The following is a 15,340-nucleotide window of genomic DNA, read 5'->3' as shown; positions in this document are numbered from 1 at the left end:
CACCCTAGTCAGCCGGTGTAGAGGTAGACGGCGGGCAGCAGGTTGTTGGTGGCGTGCGCCACCACGCTGGAGGCCACCCGGCCGGTGATCATGCGGGCCGCGCCGATCGCGAGCCCCTGCGCGAACAGGCCGAGCACGCGCCAGCTCTCCTCGTGCAGGAACGCGAAGACGACGGCGGTCAGCGCCAGGATCGCGGTCCTGGGTATCCGGTAGTGGGCCAGCGCCTGCCACAGCGCGCCCCTGGTCAGCAGCTCCTCGGTCAGCGGCGCGCCGAGGAAGACGAACAGCGCCGCGGCGGCCAGCCAGATCGTGCGACCGCCGGAGAGCGCTTCGATCTCGTCCAGCGACCCGGACCGGTCGGGGTTGATGCGCAGCAGCAGCGCGCCGATGAGCCACGCGGCCAACAACGCCGCGCCGCCGGCGGCCACGCCCACCTTCAGGTCGCGGAGGGTGGGCACCAGGCCGAAGTCCTTGCCGGGCCCTTCGCCGCGGCGCCACGAGATGACGACGGGGCCGAGTCCGAGCAGGACGTTGGGCAGGAAGACCAGCAGCAGGAGCGGGCCGAGCACCGGCGGGTCGGTGACGTCCACCTCGGCGAAGCGGTCGGCCGTCGCGGCGGTGAAGACCAGGATGGCGAGGTGGTAGCCGCCGAGCCCGGTGAAGAACGCGAGGAAGCCCCAGTGCGCCCGTCCGGTGTCCTGGTCCCGCTGTTCCTCCACTCGTCCGAACGTAGTGGTCCGGTGGGGCGGAGTGCTGCCCGAGGCCGTTCAAGATCACCCTGACGGCCGCAGCGCTCACCTCGGGTGGCGGAAGAACTCCTCGTCACCCGGCCCGGTGACGGATTTCCTACCGCCGGGGGACGGTGCGCGCGAGGTCAGCCGTGGATCCGGCCGCGCAGCATGACCAGCTTCGGGTGCCGCAGGGCGTCGAGGTCCTCGCGCGGGTCGTCCTCGTAGACCACGACGTCGGCGGCGGCGCCCTCGGTCAGCGACGGGAAGCCGAGCCACTCGCGGGCGGCCCAGGAGGCGGCGCCCAAGGCCTGCGTGGCGCTCAGGCCGACGCCGTGCAGCGCCTTGATCTCGTCCACGATCCGGCCGTGCTCGATGCCGCCGCCCGCGTCGGTGCCCGCGAACACCGGCACGCCGGCCTCGACCGCCTTCGCGACGGTCTCGGCGTTGCGCTCGTGCAGGTGCCTCATGTGGCCCTGGTAGGCCGGGTACTTGTCCGCGCCGGCCGCGATGGCCGGGAAGTTCTCGATGTTGATCAGCGTGGGCACCAGCGCGGTCCCGTTGCGGGCCATCTGCGCGATCGTGTCGTCGGTCAGGCCCGTGCCGTGCTCGATGCAGTCGATGCCCGCGTTGAGCAGGGCGGGCAGCGCGTCCTCGCCGAAGACGTGCGCGGTGACCCTGGCCTTGTTCTCGTGCGCGACCTTGATCGCCTCGGTGAGCACGTCCTCGGTCCACAGGGGCGCGAGGTCGCCGGTCCCCCGGTCGATCCAGTCGCCGACGAGCTTCACCCAGCCGTCGCCGGCGGCGACCTGCTCGGCCACCGCGGCAGGCAGGTCGGCCGGGTCCTCGATCTCCACGCCCAGGTACTTGATGTACCGCTTGGGCCGGGCCAGGTGCCTGCCCGCGCGGATGATGCGGGGCAGGTCGAGGCGCTCCTGCAGCGGTCGCGTGTCCAGCGGCGAGCCGCAGTCGCGGATGAGCAGCGTGCCCGTCCGCCGGTCGGCCAGCGCCTGGTCCACCGCCTCGGGCAGGTCGACCGCGCCCTTGGCGCCCAGGCCGACGTGGCAGTGCGCGTCGACCAGGCCGGGCACCAGGTACCCGCCGCTGCTGACGGTGGTCGCGCCGGGCACCGGCTTGGTGCGGATCCGCCCGTTGACCACCCAGACGTCCCGCGGGTCGCCGCCCTCGGGGAGGACCACGCCCCGCAGGTGCAGGCCGCTCACTTGTCGAACTTCAGCTTCGACGGGTCGAAACCGGGTGGGAGCTGGTCGAAGCCGCCCAGCCCCGGCGGCAGCGCGGGACCGCCGCCGCCCTGGGGCGGCATGCCGGGCATCCCGGGCATCATGCCGGGCATGCCGGGGAACCCGCCGCGCACCTTCGGCGGCGTGGGGCCGCGGCCCTTGCCCTTCTTCCCCTTCTTGCCCTTGCCCTTGCGGTTGTTCTTGCCGCCACCCGGCAGGCCGAAGCGGCCGGCCATCTGGCTCATCATCTTGCGCGCTTCGAAGAAGCGGTTGACCAGGTCGTTCACGTCGCTGACCCGGACGCCCGAGCCGTTGGCGATGCGCAGCCGGCGGGACGCGTTGATGATCTTCGGGTCGTCGCGCTCGGCGGGGGTCATGCCCCGGATGATCGCCTGCACCCGGTCCAGGTGCTTCTCGTCCAGGTTGGCCAGCTGGTCCTTCATCTGGCCCGCGCCGGGCAGCATGCCGAGCAGGTTCGCGATCGGGCCCATCTTGCGCAGGGCCAGCATCTGCTCCAGGAAGTCCTCGAGCGTGAGCTGGCCGGAGCCCATCTTGACCGCGGCGGCCTCGGCCTGGTCGGCGTCGAAGGCCTGTTCCGCCTGCTCGATGAGGGTGAGCATGTCGCCCATGCCCAGGATGCGGCTCGCCATCCGGTCCGGGTGGAAGACGTCGAAGTCCTCGAGCTTCTCACCGTTCGAGGCGAACAGGATGGGCTGGCCGGTGACCTCGCGGACGCTGAGCGCGGCGCCACCGCGGGCGTCGCCGTCGAGCTTGGTGAGCACCACGCCGGTGAAGCCGACGCCGTCCTGGAACGCCGTGGCGGTGTTCACCGCGTCCTGGCCGATCATCGCGTCGACCACGAACAGCACCTCGTCGGGCTGCACGGCGGCGCGGATGTCGACGGCCTGGCGCATCATCTCCTCGTCGACGCCGAGGCGGCCCGCGGTGTCGACCACGACGACGTCGTGCTGCGCCCGCTTGGCCTCCTCGATGCCCTTGCGCGCCACGTCGACCGGGTCGCCCACGCCGTTGCCGGGCTCGGGGGCGAACACGGGCACGCCCGCCCGCTGGCCGACCACCTGCAGCTGGGTCACCGCGTTGGGGCGCTGGAGGTCGCAGGCCACCAGCATCGGGGTGTGGCCCTGCGCCTTGAGCCACCGGGCGAGCTTGCCCGCCAGGGTGGTCTTACCGGCGCCCTGCAGACCCGCGAGCATGATCACGGTGGGCGGGTTCTTCGCCAGGTTGAGCCTGCGGGTCTCCCCGCCGAGGATGCCGACCAGCTCCTCGTTGACGATCTTGACGACCTGCTGGGCCGGGTTCAGGGCCTGGCTGACCTCGGCGCCCTTGGCGCGCTCCTTGACCTTCGCGATGAACGTGCGCACCACGGGCAGCGCGACGTCGGCCTCCAGCAGCGCGACCCGGATCTCGCGCGCGGTCGCGTCGATGTCGGCCTCGGACAGCCGCCCCTTGCCCCGCAGGTTCTGCAGGACCGAGGTGAGCCGGTCGGAAAGGGTGTTGAACACGATGCCGCCAGACCTCGCACGTCGTCGGTGGGTTCCTCGTACTCAGGGTAGCCGTTCACCCCGGCGTCACCGACAGGCGCAGGTGGTCACGACGGGTCAGCAGGGTCAGGCCCTGCCAGCCGCGCGGCGGCACGCCCTCGGCGAAGCGGGTGCGCAGCCGGGCCGCGCGGCGCACGTGCCGGGCGAACGACCGCGACCGGATCAGCCTGCCCCGCTCGACCTGCCCCGACAGCGCCTGCTCCGGGCTCGCGTCCAGCCACAGGAAGTGCCGCGGCCGGCGGGTGAGCACACCGACGGCGACCAGCCCGGCGCGGGTGGTCGGGCGGGTGGACGGCTCGTGCACGAGCAGCAGGCCGCTCGTGGTGATCGCGAACCACACGATCCGGGCGCGGTGCACGAAGTGCACCAACGGGCGGTAGAAGCGGTACGGCAGGGCCTTCGGGAAGAAGGCGCGGAGGCTGGTCCGCACCTGGTCGGAATCGAGCACGACGGCGGGCGCGCCGTCCGTGTCGGCGGCGGCGAGCAGCGTCGACTTACCCGCTCCCGGCAGTCCGGCCAGCACGACCAGCGAGCGCGGCCTCACGGCGACAGCGGTCATCGCATCCATACTAAAGAGACGTTTCGGACGTCCACGAGTTCCGGCGTGATCGGGAGCGGCCCAACCCCTCGACAGGCCGCTCCCGATCACGCGGTGGCGACGACCCCGCCGGCGCCCCCCGGGCCACGCGGGTCCCCCGTGCCACGGGAGAAGCTTGCCCCGGCACGGGGGCCGACCGGCAGCGTGAGCACCCTCGGTCGGTTGTGCGTAGACCTACGCAACCTCAGCGCGCGGCCAGCAGCACGGCCCGCTCGATGCGCCGGCGCCGGTTCTCGTCCATGCCGTCGGGCGCGGTGATCGCGAACGAGTCGACCACCGTGGAACCCAGCGTGGACACCCGCGACCACACGATGTCCACACCGGACTGCTCCAGCGCGCCCGCGACGTGGTGCAGCAGCCCGATGCGGTCCGCCGCGCGCAGTTCCAGCACCACCGCGCCGGTCGACTCGTCGTCGAACCAGAGCACCTTCGGCGGCGGCGGGTCCTGCGGCGGGCCGCCGTAGTCGCGTTCCTTCGCGGCCAGCTTGTCGGCCAGCGCGAGGGAGCCGTCCAACGCCCTGGTGAGCTGTTCGCGCAGCAGCGTCACGTCCGGCAGGGAGCCGAACCTGGGCGACACGGTGAACACGTCGACGGCGGCCGCCCCGGAGGCCGGGTCCCCGTGCGAGCGGAGCGTCGCGGCGTGCACTTCGAGGGAGTTGAGGGCGAGCACGCCCGCCGCGCGGGACAGCAGCCCCGGCCGGTCGGGCGCGACCACCGTGACGGTGGCGGCGTGGTCGCCCGGGTCGATCAGCACGTCCGGCCTGCCGCTGGCCAGCACGGCCCGCGCGAGGTCCTGCTGGCGCTGGTCCAACGGCTCCGGCTCGGGCAGCGGGTCGCCCGCCATCGCCGTGCGGCAGCGCGCGACCAGGTCGCTGATCAGCGACGCCTTCCAGTCCGACCACACGCCCGGCCCGGTGGCCACGGCGTCGGCCTCGGCCAGCGCGTAGAGCAGTTCCAGCAGCACCGGGTCGCCGCCGAGGGTGTCCACCACGCGCCGCACGGTGGCCTCGTCCTCCACGTCGCGGCGGGTCGCCGTGTGCGGCAGCAGGAGGTGGTGGCGCACCAGCGCGGTGAGCGTGGCCACGTCCTGCGGCCACAGGCCGAGCCGTTCGGCGATCTGCGTGGTGATCGCCGCGCCGACCTCCGAGTGGTCGGCCTGCCTGCCCTTGCCGATGTCGTGCACCAGCGTGCCGAGCAGCAGCAGGTCCGGGCGGGACACCCTGGTCACCAGGCGGGCCGCGTGCGCAGTGGCCTGCACGAGGTGGCGGTCGACGGTCCACGTGTGCGCGGCGTCGCGCGGCGGCAGGTCCCGCACCGCGCCCCACTCGGGGAAGAGCCTGCCCCACAGGCCGGTGCGGTCCAGCGCCTCGACCACGTCGATCAGGCCGGCGCCGGTGCCGAGCAGGGCCAGCAGCTCCTCGCGGGCCTCCGTCGGCCACGGTTGGCGCAGCTCCGGGGCCGAGTCGGCGAGCTTCGCCAACGTGCCGGCGGCGATCGGGTGCTTGCTGCGCGCGGCGGCCGTGGCGACGCGCAGCAGCAGGGCCGGGTCGCGGCTGGGCATCGCGTCCCGCGCCAACGCCACCTCGGAGCCGTGCAGCACGACGCCCTCGTCCAGCGGACGCCTGGCCGGGGCGCGCCTGAGCGGGGAGCGGGCGAACACGCCCAGTCCGCGCTTGGGCACCGCGGCGCGCGCCGTGCGCATGGCCACGTCCACGGCGTAGACGATCGTGCGCGCGGCGGACGACATCGAACGGGCCAGCGTGAAGCGGTCCTGCAGGCCCAGCGCGGTGGCGACCTCGTCGCCGTCCTGCGCGCGGAGCACGTCCCGGGGTTTGCCCGCGACCCGGCGCAGCTCGGTGCGCACGTCCAGCAGCAGCTTGCGGGCCTCGTTGACCTCGGCGGACGCCCGGTCGGTCAGCTGCGCCACGCTCAACGCGTCGAGCAGCGTCACGTCGCGCAGCCCGCCGCGGCCGTGCTTGAGGTCCGGCTCGACGCGGTGCGCGATCTCGCCGCTGCGCGCCCAGCGCCGCGACGCCGACTCGGCCATCTCGTCCAGCCGCGTGCGCACCCCCGTGCGCCACGCCTGCCGGGCGCTGTCGGTCAGCCGCTGGCTGATCTCCTGGTCGCCCGCGATGTGGCGGATGTCCAGCAGCCCCAGCGCGGTGCGCAGGTCGCCGGCGGCGACGCGCAGCGCCTCGCCGACCGTGCGCACCGAGTGGTCCAGGCCGATGCCGGAGTTCCACAGCGGGTACCAGAGCTTCTCGGCGATCCCGTCCACGCCCTTGTGCCCGTTGTGCACCAAGAGCAGGTCGAGATCGGAATAGGGCACCAGCTCCCGCCTGCCCAGACCCCCCACGGCGACCAGTGCGACCCCACTGCCCGGTCCGCCGACGCCCGACTGCGAGGCGTGCGCGGTGAGCCAGAACTCGTGCAGGTCCACCAGCGCCTCGCGCAGCGACTCCCCCGTCAAACGGCGCCGACCTGGCGCGAGCAGCCGATCGCGTGCTCGCACCAGGTCGTCAGCCGTGACGACGGCCGCCTCGGCGTTGTCCATACGGCCGTCTCCCATTCCTACTTCGGATCCCTATAGGGCATCCGAGCCGCGCTCCCCGGTGCGGACGCGGATGACGGTGTCGACCGGCGTCACCCAGACCTTCCCGTCACCGATCTTGCCGGTGCGCGCGGCCTCCACGACGGCGTCGAGGACCTTCTCCACGGCGGCGTCGTCGATCAGCACCTCGATGCGCAGCTTGGGCACGAAGTCCACGGCGTACTCGGCGCCGCGGTAGACCTCGGTGTGGCCCTTCTGCCTGCCGTACCCCTGGACCTCGCTGACGGTCATGCCCAGCACGCCCAGCTGTTCCAGGGACGCCTTCACGTCGTCCAGCGTGAAGGGCTTGATGATCGCGGTGACCAACTTCATGACTTGTTGCTCCCCTCGAGGACCGCAGTGGCGCCGGCGGCGACACTGGGCTTGCTGCCGCCACGGGCGCCGATGCCGCTGCCGAACTCGTACGCGGTCTCGGCGTGCTCCGCCTCGTCGATGCCGGCGACCTCGGCCTCCTCGTCGACCCGGAAGCCGACGGTGATCTTGACCAGGTAGCCCAGCACGAGGCTCAGCACGAACGAGTACGCGAGCACGGCCAGCGCGCCGACGGCCTGCCGCCACAGCTGGTCCAGACCGCCACCGTAGAAGAGGCCGTCGACACCCGCCGGGGCGGAGGAGCTGGCGAAGAAGCCGATCAGGATGGTGCCGGACAGACCGCCGACCAGGTGCACGCCCACCACGTCGAGCGAGTCGTCGAAGCCGAAGCGGTACTTCAGGCTGACCGCCAGGGCGCACAGGGCGCCGGTGATCGCGCCGATCGCGATGGCGCCGAGGGGGGTGACCGACGAGCAGGCCGGCGTGATGGCGACCAGGCCCGCGACGACGCCGGACGCGGCGCCGAGCGTGGTGGCGTTGCCGTCGCGGACGCGTTCCACGAGCAGCCAGCCGAGCATCGCGGCGGCGGTGGCGACCAGGGTGTTGACGAAGGTGACGCCGGCGGTGCCGTTCGCGCCGAGGGCGGAGCCCGCGTTGAAGCCGAACCAGCCGAACCACAGCAGACCGGCGCCCAGCACGACCAGCGGCAGGCTGTGCGGCTTCATCCGGTCCTTCGGCCAACCGACGCGCTTGCCGAGGACGAGCGCCAGCGCGAGGCCCGCCGCGCCGGCGTTGATGTGGACCGCGGTGCCACCCGCGAAGTCGATGGCGAGCAGCTTGTTGGCGATCCAGCCGCCCGCGTCGACGACGTTGCCGTCGGCGTCCTTGCCGTCGAAGTCGAACACCCAGTGCGCGACCGGGAAGTACACGAGCACGGCCCACAGGCCGGCGAACAGCAGCCACGGCCCGAAGCGCGCCCGGTCGGCGATCGCGCCGGAGATCAGCGCCACCGTGATGATGGCGAACATCGCCTGGAACGCGACGAAGACGGTGGTCGGGATGGTCCCCGACAACGACTCCTTGCCGAGCAGGCCGTCGAGGCCGAAGAACTCGAACGGCTGACCGAGCAGACCGGCGCCGACGTCGGTGCCGAACGCCATCGAGTAGCCGACCAACACCCAGAGCACACCGACCACGGCGATTGCGCCCAGGCTCATCATCATCATGTTGAGCACACTCTTCGACCGGACCATGCCCCCGTAGAAGAAGGCAAGTCCCGGCGTCATCAACAGCACCAGTGCGGCACTGGTGAGCACCCAGGCGGTGTCCCCTGTATCCACGTCGACCTCCACTGCACGTCGGTTGCAGGGAGCATCGGTATGCCCTGTTTCACGCGGTTGCGCCTCAGGTTTCCGGCAGGTGAACTGTCCCGGCCCCGGTGTTACGGGCAGGTTTCACGGGCTTGAAGCGGGCAGTTCCACCCGCGAGGAGGCCGGGTCGCCGCGGACTTCGCGGTGACGGACCGTGCGAGCACAACTCGCCTTTGCGGTGGTTCGTGTGATCCCGTGAAGGGTCTCGACGACGCTGGGTCACCGGCGGTCGGACGCGGGACCGGGCGTGGTCGCGACCGAGCCTGCCAGACCGGTCGGGGCCGCCCCCGCCGGGTGGCGGAGGCGGCCCGCGGCGTTGCGCCCACCAGCCCGGGATGGCCGGGGTCGGGCCTTCCGGGACGGGCTTCGCGGACGCGGACGCGACCGGCTGCGGCGCGGGCTCGACGGCCGCGCACCGCGCACCGCGCACCGGGACGCGGCGCCTTCAGGTCGACCAGGTAGCCCTCGTAGGTCAGCAGGACAGGTCGTCGCAGACCGCCGCCACCTCCCGGCCGTGCAGGGCGCACGACGCGGTGCGGTCGCACCACGCGACGAACCTGCGGAACGAGCCCTCGGCGGTCGCGGACTCGGTCTCGTTGAACCGCCACGTGCCGAGGCTGTGGTCCACGTTGGAGTCGATCACCATGGCGCGGACGTGCCGCCCGAACTCCTCGGCGTGCTGCCGGCCGATGAGCGTGCCGCAGGACAGGCCGTAGTAGTCGATCCGGCGCTCGCCGAGTGCCGTGCGCAGCGCGTTGCGTCGGATCGGCCGACGCCGCCGAGGTCGTGCCCACTGCCGGCGCCGACGCGGTGGCGACACCGCCGAGCGCCCTGAATGATCAGCCCGAGGGCTGACAACTTTCACACCTCTCAGCGCAGGTCCTGGTAGCGCCGGGTGATCACCCTGAGGCCGTCGGCGGTCAACCCGCCGAACAGCCGCAGTCGTGCCATCCCGCCGTCCGGGTAGATGTCGAGCCGCGCGTGGGTGGCCTCGGCGCCGCCCTCGACGCGGAAGCGGTGGCGGGTGTCGGGCTGGAGCCGGGTGCGCGGCAGCACGTCGAACTCCGCGCCGGTGCGCGCGTCGCGGCCCCGGACCGACGCCCAGCCCGGCGCGTTGCCCTTGAAGTGGCTGGTGTCCAGCTCCGCGAGCCGGATGACGCCCGGTGCGGCCAGCTCGACCTCCACCCAGTCGTTGCCGTCGTCGCGCCGGCGCGCGGTCTCCCAGCCCTCGCCCATGACGGTGGCCTGGCCGGGCGCGATGAGGTTGCCCGGGTCGCTGTAGAACATGTTGCTGCACCCCGTGATCGACGCGCCGTTCTCCAGGGCCGCCAGGTCGAGCGCGTCCGGCAGGATCAGCTCGGGGTCGGTCACCGGCGTGCCGTGCACGCGCAGCCGGGCCACGCCGCCGTCCGGGTGGATGGTGAGCCGGACGTGCGTGTAGCGGCGGTGCGCGGACACCTCGAAGTGGTGCTTGCGATCGCCGCCGAGCGGCGACTTCGGCACCACGGTCTCCCAGCCGGTCAGCTCGTCGGGCGCCGGGTGGCCGGTGGCGGAGGTCGCCTCGACCGACGCGAACGGCGGGAAGTTGCCCTTGAAGAACGCGGTGTCGACCACGACGCCCTTGACCACACCCGGCAGGCCGAGCCGGACGATCGCCCGGTCCTCGCCGCCTTCCCGGCGGCGACGCGTCTCCCACCCGTCGTAGACCTGGCCCTTGTGGCCGAACGTGTAGGTCCGGTACTCCGGTTCGGGTTTGCGGATGAGGTTCTCGCGCTCGGCGAAGGACTCGTCGTTGGCCCACACCACGCTGCCGCCGACCGCGCGGGAGGCCAGGTCGGGCAGGCGGGTCCAGCCGGGGACTTCCGTCATGCGTCTCCTCCGTCCGATCCCCGGCTCGGCCGGGGGCGCTGGAGCAACCGGCCGCGCGGCCGGTCGTCGATCGGGCGACCGCGCAGCCACGTCCGCCGCACCACGCCCGCCAGCGGACGGCCGTGGTAGGGCGTGACGGGGTTGCGGTGCAGCAGCGCGTCGCGGTCCACCACGAACGCGTCGTCCGGCGCGAACACGCAGAAGTCGGCGTCCGCGCCGGGCGCGATGCGGCCCTTGGCGTCCAGCCCGACCAGGTCGGCCGGGTTCGTCGCCATCCACCGCACCACGTCGGTCAGCGCGTGCCCGCGTCGCCTGGCCTGGGTCCACACCGCGGACAGGCCCAGCTGAAGGCTCGCGATGCCGCCCCACGCGGTGGCGAAGTCGCCCCGCTTCAGCTCCGGCGTGCACGGCGAGTGGTCCGTGACGACGAGGTCGATCAGGCCCTCGCGCAGCGCGTGCCAGAGCTGCTCGCGGTTGGCCGCGTCGCGGATCGGCGGGCAGCACTTGAACTCCGTGGCGGTGTCGCCGATCTCCTCCGCGACGAACGTCAGGTAGTGCGGGCACGTCTCGGCGGTCAGCCGCAGCCCGAGTCCCTTGGCGATCCGCACCTGCCTCACGGCCTCGCCGCTGGACAGGTGCAGCACGTGCAGCCTGGCCCCGGTCTCGTTGGCCAGGTCGACCACGGTGGTGATGGCGTGCTGCTCGGCCCGGTGCGGCCGGGAGTCGAGGAAGGCGCGGTAGCCGGGACCGGGCTCGGTGACCTCGTGCGGGTCCTCGGCGTGCACGATCGTCAGGGCGTCGCGGGCGCGCAGCCGCAGCAGGGCCGCGCGCAGCTCGTCCTCGGTGACGTGCGGGAACTCGTCGACGCCCGAGTGGATCAGGAAGCACTTGAAGCCGAACACGCCGGCGTCGTGCAGCTCCTCCAGGTCGTCCAGGTTGGTCGGCACGATGCCGCCCCAGAACCCGACGTCGACGTGCGCCTCGTCCCGCGCCGCCTCCTGCTTGGCCTTCAGCGCGGCCACCGTGGTCGTCGGCGGCAGGCTGTTGAGCGGCATGTCGACGATCGTGGTGACGCCGCCGGCCGCCGCCGCCCTGGTCGCGGTCTCGAAGCCCTCCCAGTCGCTGCGGCCGGGGTCGTTCACGTGCACGTGCGTGTCGACCAGGCCGGGGAGGAGGACTTCGTCGTCGGCGAGGGTCACGACGGTCGCGGCGTCCAGGCGGTCGGCCACCGCGACGATCCGACCGTCCGCGACGCCGACGTCGGCACGGCGTTCGCCGTCCGGGGTGATCACTCGGGCCGCGCGCAGCACCAGATCCATGCGCTTCACTCTCCCAGCCGGTCGGCGGCGATGCGACCGGCCAGACGTCGCAGGAACCGGTTCCGGCGCGGCCGGGCGGCAGCCCGACCACCTCTGCCGCCGGAGGTGTGGCCGCCCGCCGCAGGCGGGCCCTCGACGGCGGCGCGAGACTGTTGACACGTTCGGAGGGCGCTCGTAGCGTCCCTCTTTGCGGAAAGAGGATTCCGCGATACAGAAAAGAGAGCCTGCGTGCCAGATCTGGAAGGGTTCAACTCCGCGCCCGCGGCCGAGCTCCGCCCCCTGCTCACCGACTGCCTCGCCGTGCCGCGCTGGGTCGACGCGCTGCTCGCCGACCGCCCCTACCCCGACGTGGACGCGCTGGTCGCCGCGTCGGACCGGCACGCGGACCTGACGGACGACGAGGTGCGCGCCGCCATCGCGAGCCACCCGCGCATCGGGGAGAAGGCCGCGGGAGGCGGGGTGACGGCGAAGTGGTCGGCCGACGAGCAGTCCGGCGTCACCGCGCCCCTCGCCGACCGGCTGCTCGCCGCCAACACCGCCTACGAGGACCGGTTCGGGCACATCTACCTGGTGTGCGCGACCGGGCTGAGCGGCGAACGCGTCCTGGCCGACCTCGCCGCCCGGATGGGCAACCCGCCGGACGCGGAACTGCGCGTGGTGAGCCGGGAACTGGCGAAGATCGCGGCACTGCGACTGAGGAAGGCGCTGGCATGACCACCACCGGTGAGGCGGACCCGAGGTCGACGTCGCTGTCCACCCACGTGCTCGACGCCGAGGCGGGCCGGCCGCGCGTCGGCGTGCCGGTCCGGTTGGAGCGCGACGGCGACGTGCTGGCCGAGGGCGTCACCGACGACGACGGCCGGCTGAAGTTCGCCCGCGGGCTGAGCCCCGGCGTGCACCGGCTGACGTTCGAGGTCGACACGCCGTTCTACCCGGAGATCACCGTCGCGTTCCGGGTCACCGGCGACCTGCCGCACCTGCACGTGCCGATCCTGTTGAGCCCGTTCGCCTTCACGACCTACCGAGGGAGCTGACCGATGGCCATCGTCCTGGGGCCCAACCAGTACGGGAAAGCGGAGAACCGCCTCGTCACGGTGACCCGCGACGGCGCCGTGCACACGATCAGGGACCTCACGGTCAGCACCTCCCTGCGCGGCGACCTGACCGACACCCACCTGACCGGCGACAACTCGAAGGTGCTGGCGACCGACACGCAGAAGAACACCGTCTACGCCTTCGCCAAGCAGGCGCCGGTCGGCGAGATCGAGGACTTCGCGCTGCGGCTGGGCCGGCACTTCGTCTCGTCGCAGGAGGCGATCACCGGCGCCCGCGTGCTGGTCGACGAGCACGCTTGGGAGCGCATCGAGGGCGACGACCACTCGTTCGTGCGGGGCAGCGACGAGAAGCGCACGACCGCCGTGACCGTCGAGGGCGGACGCGCGTGGGTGGTGTCGGGCGTGCGGGACGTGGTGGTGCTCAAGTCGACCGGCTCGGAGTTCCACGGCTTCCCGCGCGACGAGTACACGACGTTGAAGGAGACCCACGACCGGATCCTGGCCACCTCGGTGACCGCGCGGTGGCGCTATCAGGGCGAGGGGATCGACTGGGCGGAGAGCTTCACCGAGATCCGGCGGCTGCTGCTGGCCACGTTCGCGGCGAAGCACAGCCTGTCGTTGCAGCAGACGCTGTACGCGATGGGCGAGGCGGTGCTGCGGGCCCGGCCGGAGGTGGCGGAGGTGCGGCTGTCGATGCCGAACAAGCACCACTTCGCGGTGGACCTGTCGCCGTTCGGGCTGGAGAACGACAACGAGGTGTTCTACGCCGCCGACCGGCCGTACGGGCTGATCGAGGGTTCCGTGCTGCGCGACGACGCCGAGGACCCCGGGTCCGCCTGGCACACCCTGCCAGCGTTCTGAGCGATCCGACCGTGCTCCCCCACCCGGGAGCACGGTCGTCTCCCGGTGCCGTCACCCCTCGGGCGCCGTCACTTCTTGGCGCCGTCGCTCTTGTGCAGCGCCATGCGTTGCAGCCGCCAGGCGTGGAACAGGTCGGCTTCCTCGTACCAGTCCACGGCGGTCGGCCGGCGCGCGGTGAACATGAACTCCAGCAGGACCTCCCGGTAGGTCGTCAGCGGCACGCCCACGCCCGGCGGGAAGTCGGTGTAGGTCTCGTCCACGTACGGCGCGTCCGGCTCGCCCTTCGGCCAGCCGGTGAACTCGTCGTCCACGTAGTTGAGGTAGCCCCACGCGCCTCGGACGGCGAGCACCAGGTTGTGGTCGCTCTCCCCCTCCGCGTCGGGCGCCCGGCCGAAGTGCTCCAGCATCCCGTCATTGCACTCGGGCCGCGCCAAGGCGGCGATGAGCACGTCCACGTCCGCCGCGCACGCCACCACCTGGTAGCGGAACTCCGCCCGCTCCAGGTCCGGCAGCCCGGTCCACAACCCGGCCCGCATGGTCATGGACACACCCTGACCGGTATCGCGTGATCCGGCTTTTCGCTGGTTCGAGGATCACCCCATCCAGCGATGCCACGATCACTCTCTTCTGGCTAGAGCCTGCAAATCGGTCACGGTGAGTCCCGTCGCGCGGCGGATTTCGTCCTCGTCCAGGGCACCGCAGTCCAAGGCACGGATGAACGACGTGGACAACGCCTGCGCGGTCGCGGGCTCGTCCAGCACCGAGCCGCCGGCCCGGTCCACGTACGCCCTGAGCCGGCGCGCGTCGGCGTCCACGCCTTCGAGGTAGAACGCGTGCACGGCCGCGTACCTGGTCACCAGCTGCGCCGGGTGCAGGTCCCAGCCCTGGTAGAAGCCGTGCGCCAACGACCGCCGCACCAGCCGGTAGTGCGTGCGCCAGCCCTCGTGCACGTCGTCGCCGACCGGCAGCACGTTCGTGGACCCGTCGGACAGCGCGACCCCGGTGCCGGCCGCGGACACCTGCATGACGTTGCGGGCGAAGTCGCACGCCCCGTGCGCCAGGTGCTGGTGCGCCGCGCCCAGGCCGCAGCCCGCCGTGTAGTCGTACGTGCCGAAGTGCAGCCCGGTGACCCGGCCGCGGCCCGCCTCGATGAACCGGGGCAGCGCCAGCCTGCCCTCGCCGTCCACGATCGACCGGGTCGTCTCGACCTGGATCTCGAACCGCAGCGGCAGCCCGAACAGGTCGAGGACGTCGCCGAGCACCTCCACCTGAGCCACCGAGGTGACCTTCGGGAACGTGATCACGAAACCCCCGGGCGCCTCGCCCAGCGCGGTGAGGAAGACGTCCAGCGTCCGGATGCCGCGCTCACGCGACGCCCTCGTGTCGAAGGACTTCATCCGCAGGCCGAACCGCGACGGGGCCGTGCCGTCGCGCAGCCAGTCCCGCACCACGAGCGCGGTGCGTTCGGCGTCCGAGTCCTCCTCCGCGTCGGACCTGACGCCGTAGCCGTCCTCGAAGTCGACCCGCAGGTCCTCCACCGGCTCGCTGACCAGCTTCGCCCGCACCCGCCCGTCCACGACCTCCGCCAGGTCCGGCGCGAGGCCCAGCACGCCGGCCAAGCCGTCCGGCGCGTGCCCGTCCAGTGCCGCAAGCGCTTGCGCGCCCCAGTCGTCCAGCGTGGACGGGCCCACCCGGTCGGCCGGCACGTAGCAGGTGTGCACCGGCTGGCGGCCCGCCGGCGCGCGCAGCTCCACATCGGACAGCCGCGCGGTGACCGCCCGCACCGCGTCGGCCGACAACGACGTCCGCGGCAC

15 protein-coding genes are annotated in these 15,340 nt (G+C 72.6%); 3 read left to right on the top strand and 12 right to left on the bottom strand.

Features of this window, described 5'->3' with window-relative positions:
- Window positions 1-8: 8 nt before the first annotated feature.
- From EDD40_RS30255 to allB, 10 genes are all read right to left on the bottom strand, one after another.
- Window positions 9-719 carry a CPBP family intramembrane glutamic endopeptidase gene (locus tag EDD40_RS30255; protein WP_123745947.1) on the bottom strand — a complete coding sequence of 237 codons (711 nt, stop codon included), beginning with the start codon at window positions 717-719 and terminating at the stop codon, window positions 9-11.
- Window positions 720-874: 155 nt separating this feature from the next.
- Entirely contained in the window at window positions 875-1,951 is a 1,077-nt protein-coding gene (locus EDD40_RS30250; RefSeq protein WP_211348259.1) for an amidohydrolase family protein, read from the bottom strand.
- Complete coding sequence (gene ffh, locus EDD40_RS30245; protein WP_123745946.1) at window positions 1,948-3,492, bottom strand: signal recognition particle protein; 1,545 nt, start codon at window positions 3,490-3,492, stop codon at window positions 1,948-1,950. The genes EDD40_RS30250 and ffh overlap by 4 nt, the downstream gene beginning before the upstream one ends.
- Window positions 3,493-3,547: 55 nt before the next feature.
- Entirely contained in the window at window positions 3,548-4,090 is a 543-nt protein-coding gene (locus EDD40_RS30240; protein ID WP_246037909.1) for an AAA family ATPase, read from the bottom strand.
- Window positions 4,091-4,313: 223 nt separating this feature from the next.
- Complete coding sequence (locus EDD40_RS30235) at window positions 4,314-6,683, bottom strand: [protein-PII] uridylyltransferase (protein ID WP_123745944.1); 2,370 nt, start codon at window positions 6,681-6,683, stop codon at window positions 4,314-4,316.
- Window positions 6,684-6,713: 30 nt separating this feature from the next.
- On the bottom strand, window positions 6,714-7,052 hold the full coding sequence (locus EDD40_RS30230) for a P-II family nitrogen regulator (RefSeq protein WP_123745943.1): 339 nt from the start codon (window positions 7,050-7,052) through the stop codon (window positions 6,714-6,716).
- Entirely contained in the window at window positions 7,049-8,392 is a 1,344-nt protein-coding gene (locus EDD40_RS30225) for an ammonium transporter (RefSeq protein WP_123748385.1), read from the bottom strand. Before EDD40_RS30225 ends, EDD40_RS30230 begins: the two co-directional genes overlap by 4 nt.
- A 502-nt stretch (window positions 8,393-8,894) precedes the next feature.
- Complete coding sequence (locus tag EDD40_RS30220) at window positions 8,895-9,242, bottom strand: alpha/beta fold hydrolase (protein WP_246037907.1); 348 nt, start codon at window positions 9,240-9,242, stop codon at window positions 8,895-8,897.
- Between the two features lie 50 nt (window positions 9,243-9,292).
- Window positions 9,293-10,291 carry an allantoicase gene (gene alc, locus EDD40_RS30215; RefSeq protein ID WP_123745942.1) on the bottom strand — a complete coding sequence of 333 codons (999 nt, stop codon included), beginning with the start codon at window positions 10,289-10,291 and terminating at the stop codon, window positions 9,293-9,295.
- Window positions 10,288-11,610 (bottom strand): allantoinase AllB, encoded by a 1,323-nt coding sequence (gene allB / locus EDD40_RS30210; RefSeq protein ID WP_123748383.1) that lies wholly within the window; start codon window positions 11,608-11,610, stop codon window positions 10,288-10,290. Before allB ends, alc begins: the two co-directional genes overlap by 4 nt.
- Window positions 11,611-11,838: 228 nt before the next feature.
- Here allB and uraD point away from each other — a divergent pair, with 228 nt between their 5' ends.
- The 3 genes from uraD to pucL are packed head-to-tail and all read left to right on the top strand — an operon-like array spanning window position 11,839 to window position 13,526.
- The gene (gene uraD, locus EDD40_RS30205; protein WP_123745941.1) at window positions 11,839-12,324 is read left to right on the top strand and encodes a 2-oxo-4-hydroxy-4-carboxy-5-ureidoimidazoline decarboxylase; all 486 of its coding nucleotides are present in this window, start codon (window positions 11,839-11,841) and stop codon (window positions 12,322-12,324) included.
- The gene (locus EDD40_RS30200; RefSeq protein ID WP_123745940.1) at window positions 12,321-12,644 is read left to right on the top strand and encodes a hydroxyisourate hydrolase; all 324 of its coding nucleotides are present in this window, start codon (window positions 12,321-12,323) and stop codon (window positions 12,642-12,644) included. Before uraD ends, EDD40_RS30200 begins: the two co-directional genes overlap by 4 nt.
- A 3-nt stretch (window positions 12,645-12,647) precedes the next feature.
- Window positions 12,648-13,526, top strand: a complete 879-nt coding sequence (gene pucL / locus EDD40_RS30195; protein ID WP_123745939.1) for a factor-independent urate hydroxylase — start codon at window positions 12,648-12,650, stop codon at window positions 13,524-13,526.
- A 68-nt stretch (window positions 13,527-13,594) separates the two neighbouring features.
- Here the strand turns inward: pucL and EDD40_RS30190 are convergent, their stop codons facing one another.
- Together EDD40_RS30190 and EDD40_RS30185 are read right to left on the bottom strand one after the other, a co-directional pair.
- Entirely contained in the window at window positions 13,595-14,068 is a 474-nt protein-coding gene (locus EDD40_RS30190; protein WP_148088949.1) for an Imm1 family immunity protein, read from the bottom strand.
- A 75-nt stretch (window positions 14,069-14,143) separates the two neighbouring features.
- Window positions 14,144-15,340, bottom strand: coding sequence for a DUF6986 family protein (locus EDD40_RS30185; protein ID WP_123745937.1), 1,197 nt, complete (start codon window positions 15,338-15,340; stop codon window positions 14,144-14,146).

Origin of the sequence: Saccharothrix texasensis (assembly GCF_003752005.1) — a bacterium.
GTDB classification, from domain to species: domain Bacteria; phylum Actinomycetota; class Actinomycetes; order Mycobacteriales; family Pseudonocardiaceae; genus Actinosynnema; species Actinosynnema texasense.
The sequence above is the reverse complement of the archived record's forward strand: the minus strand, read 5'-3'. Positions and strand labels throughout refer to the sequence as shown.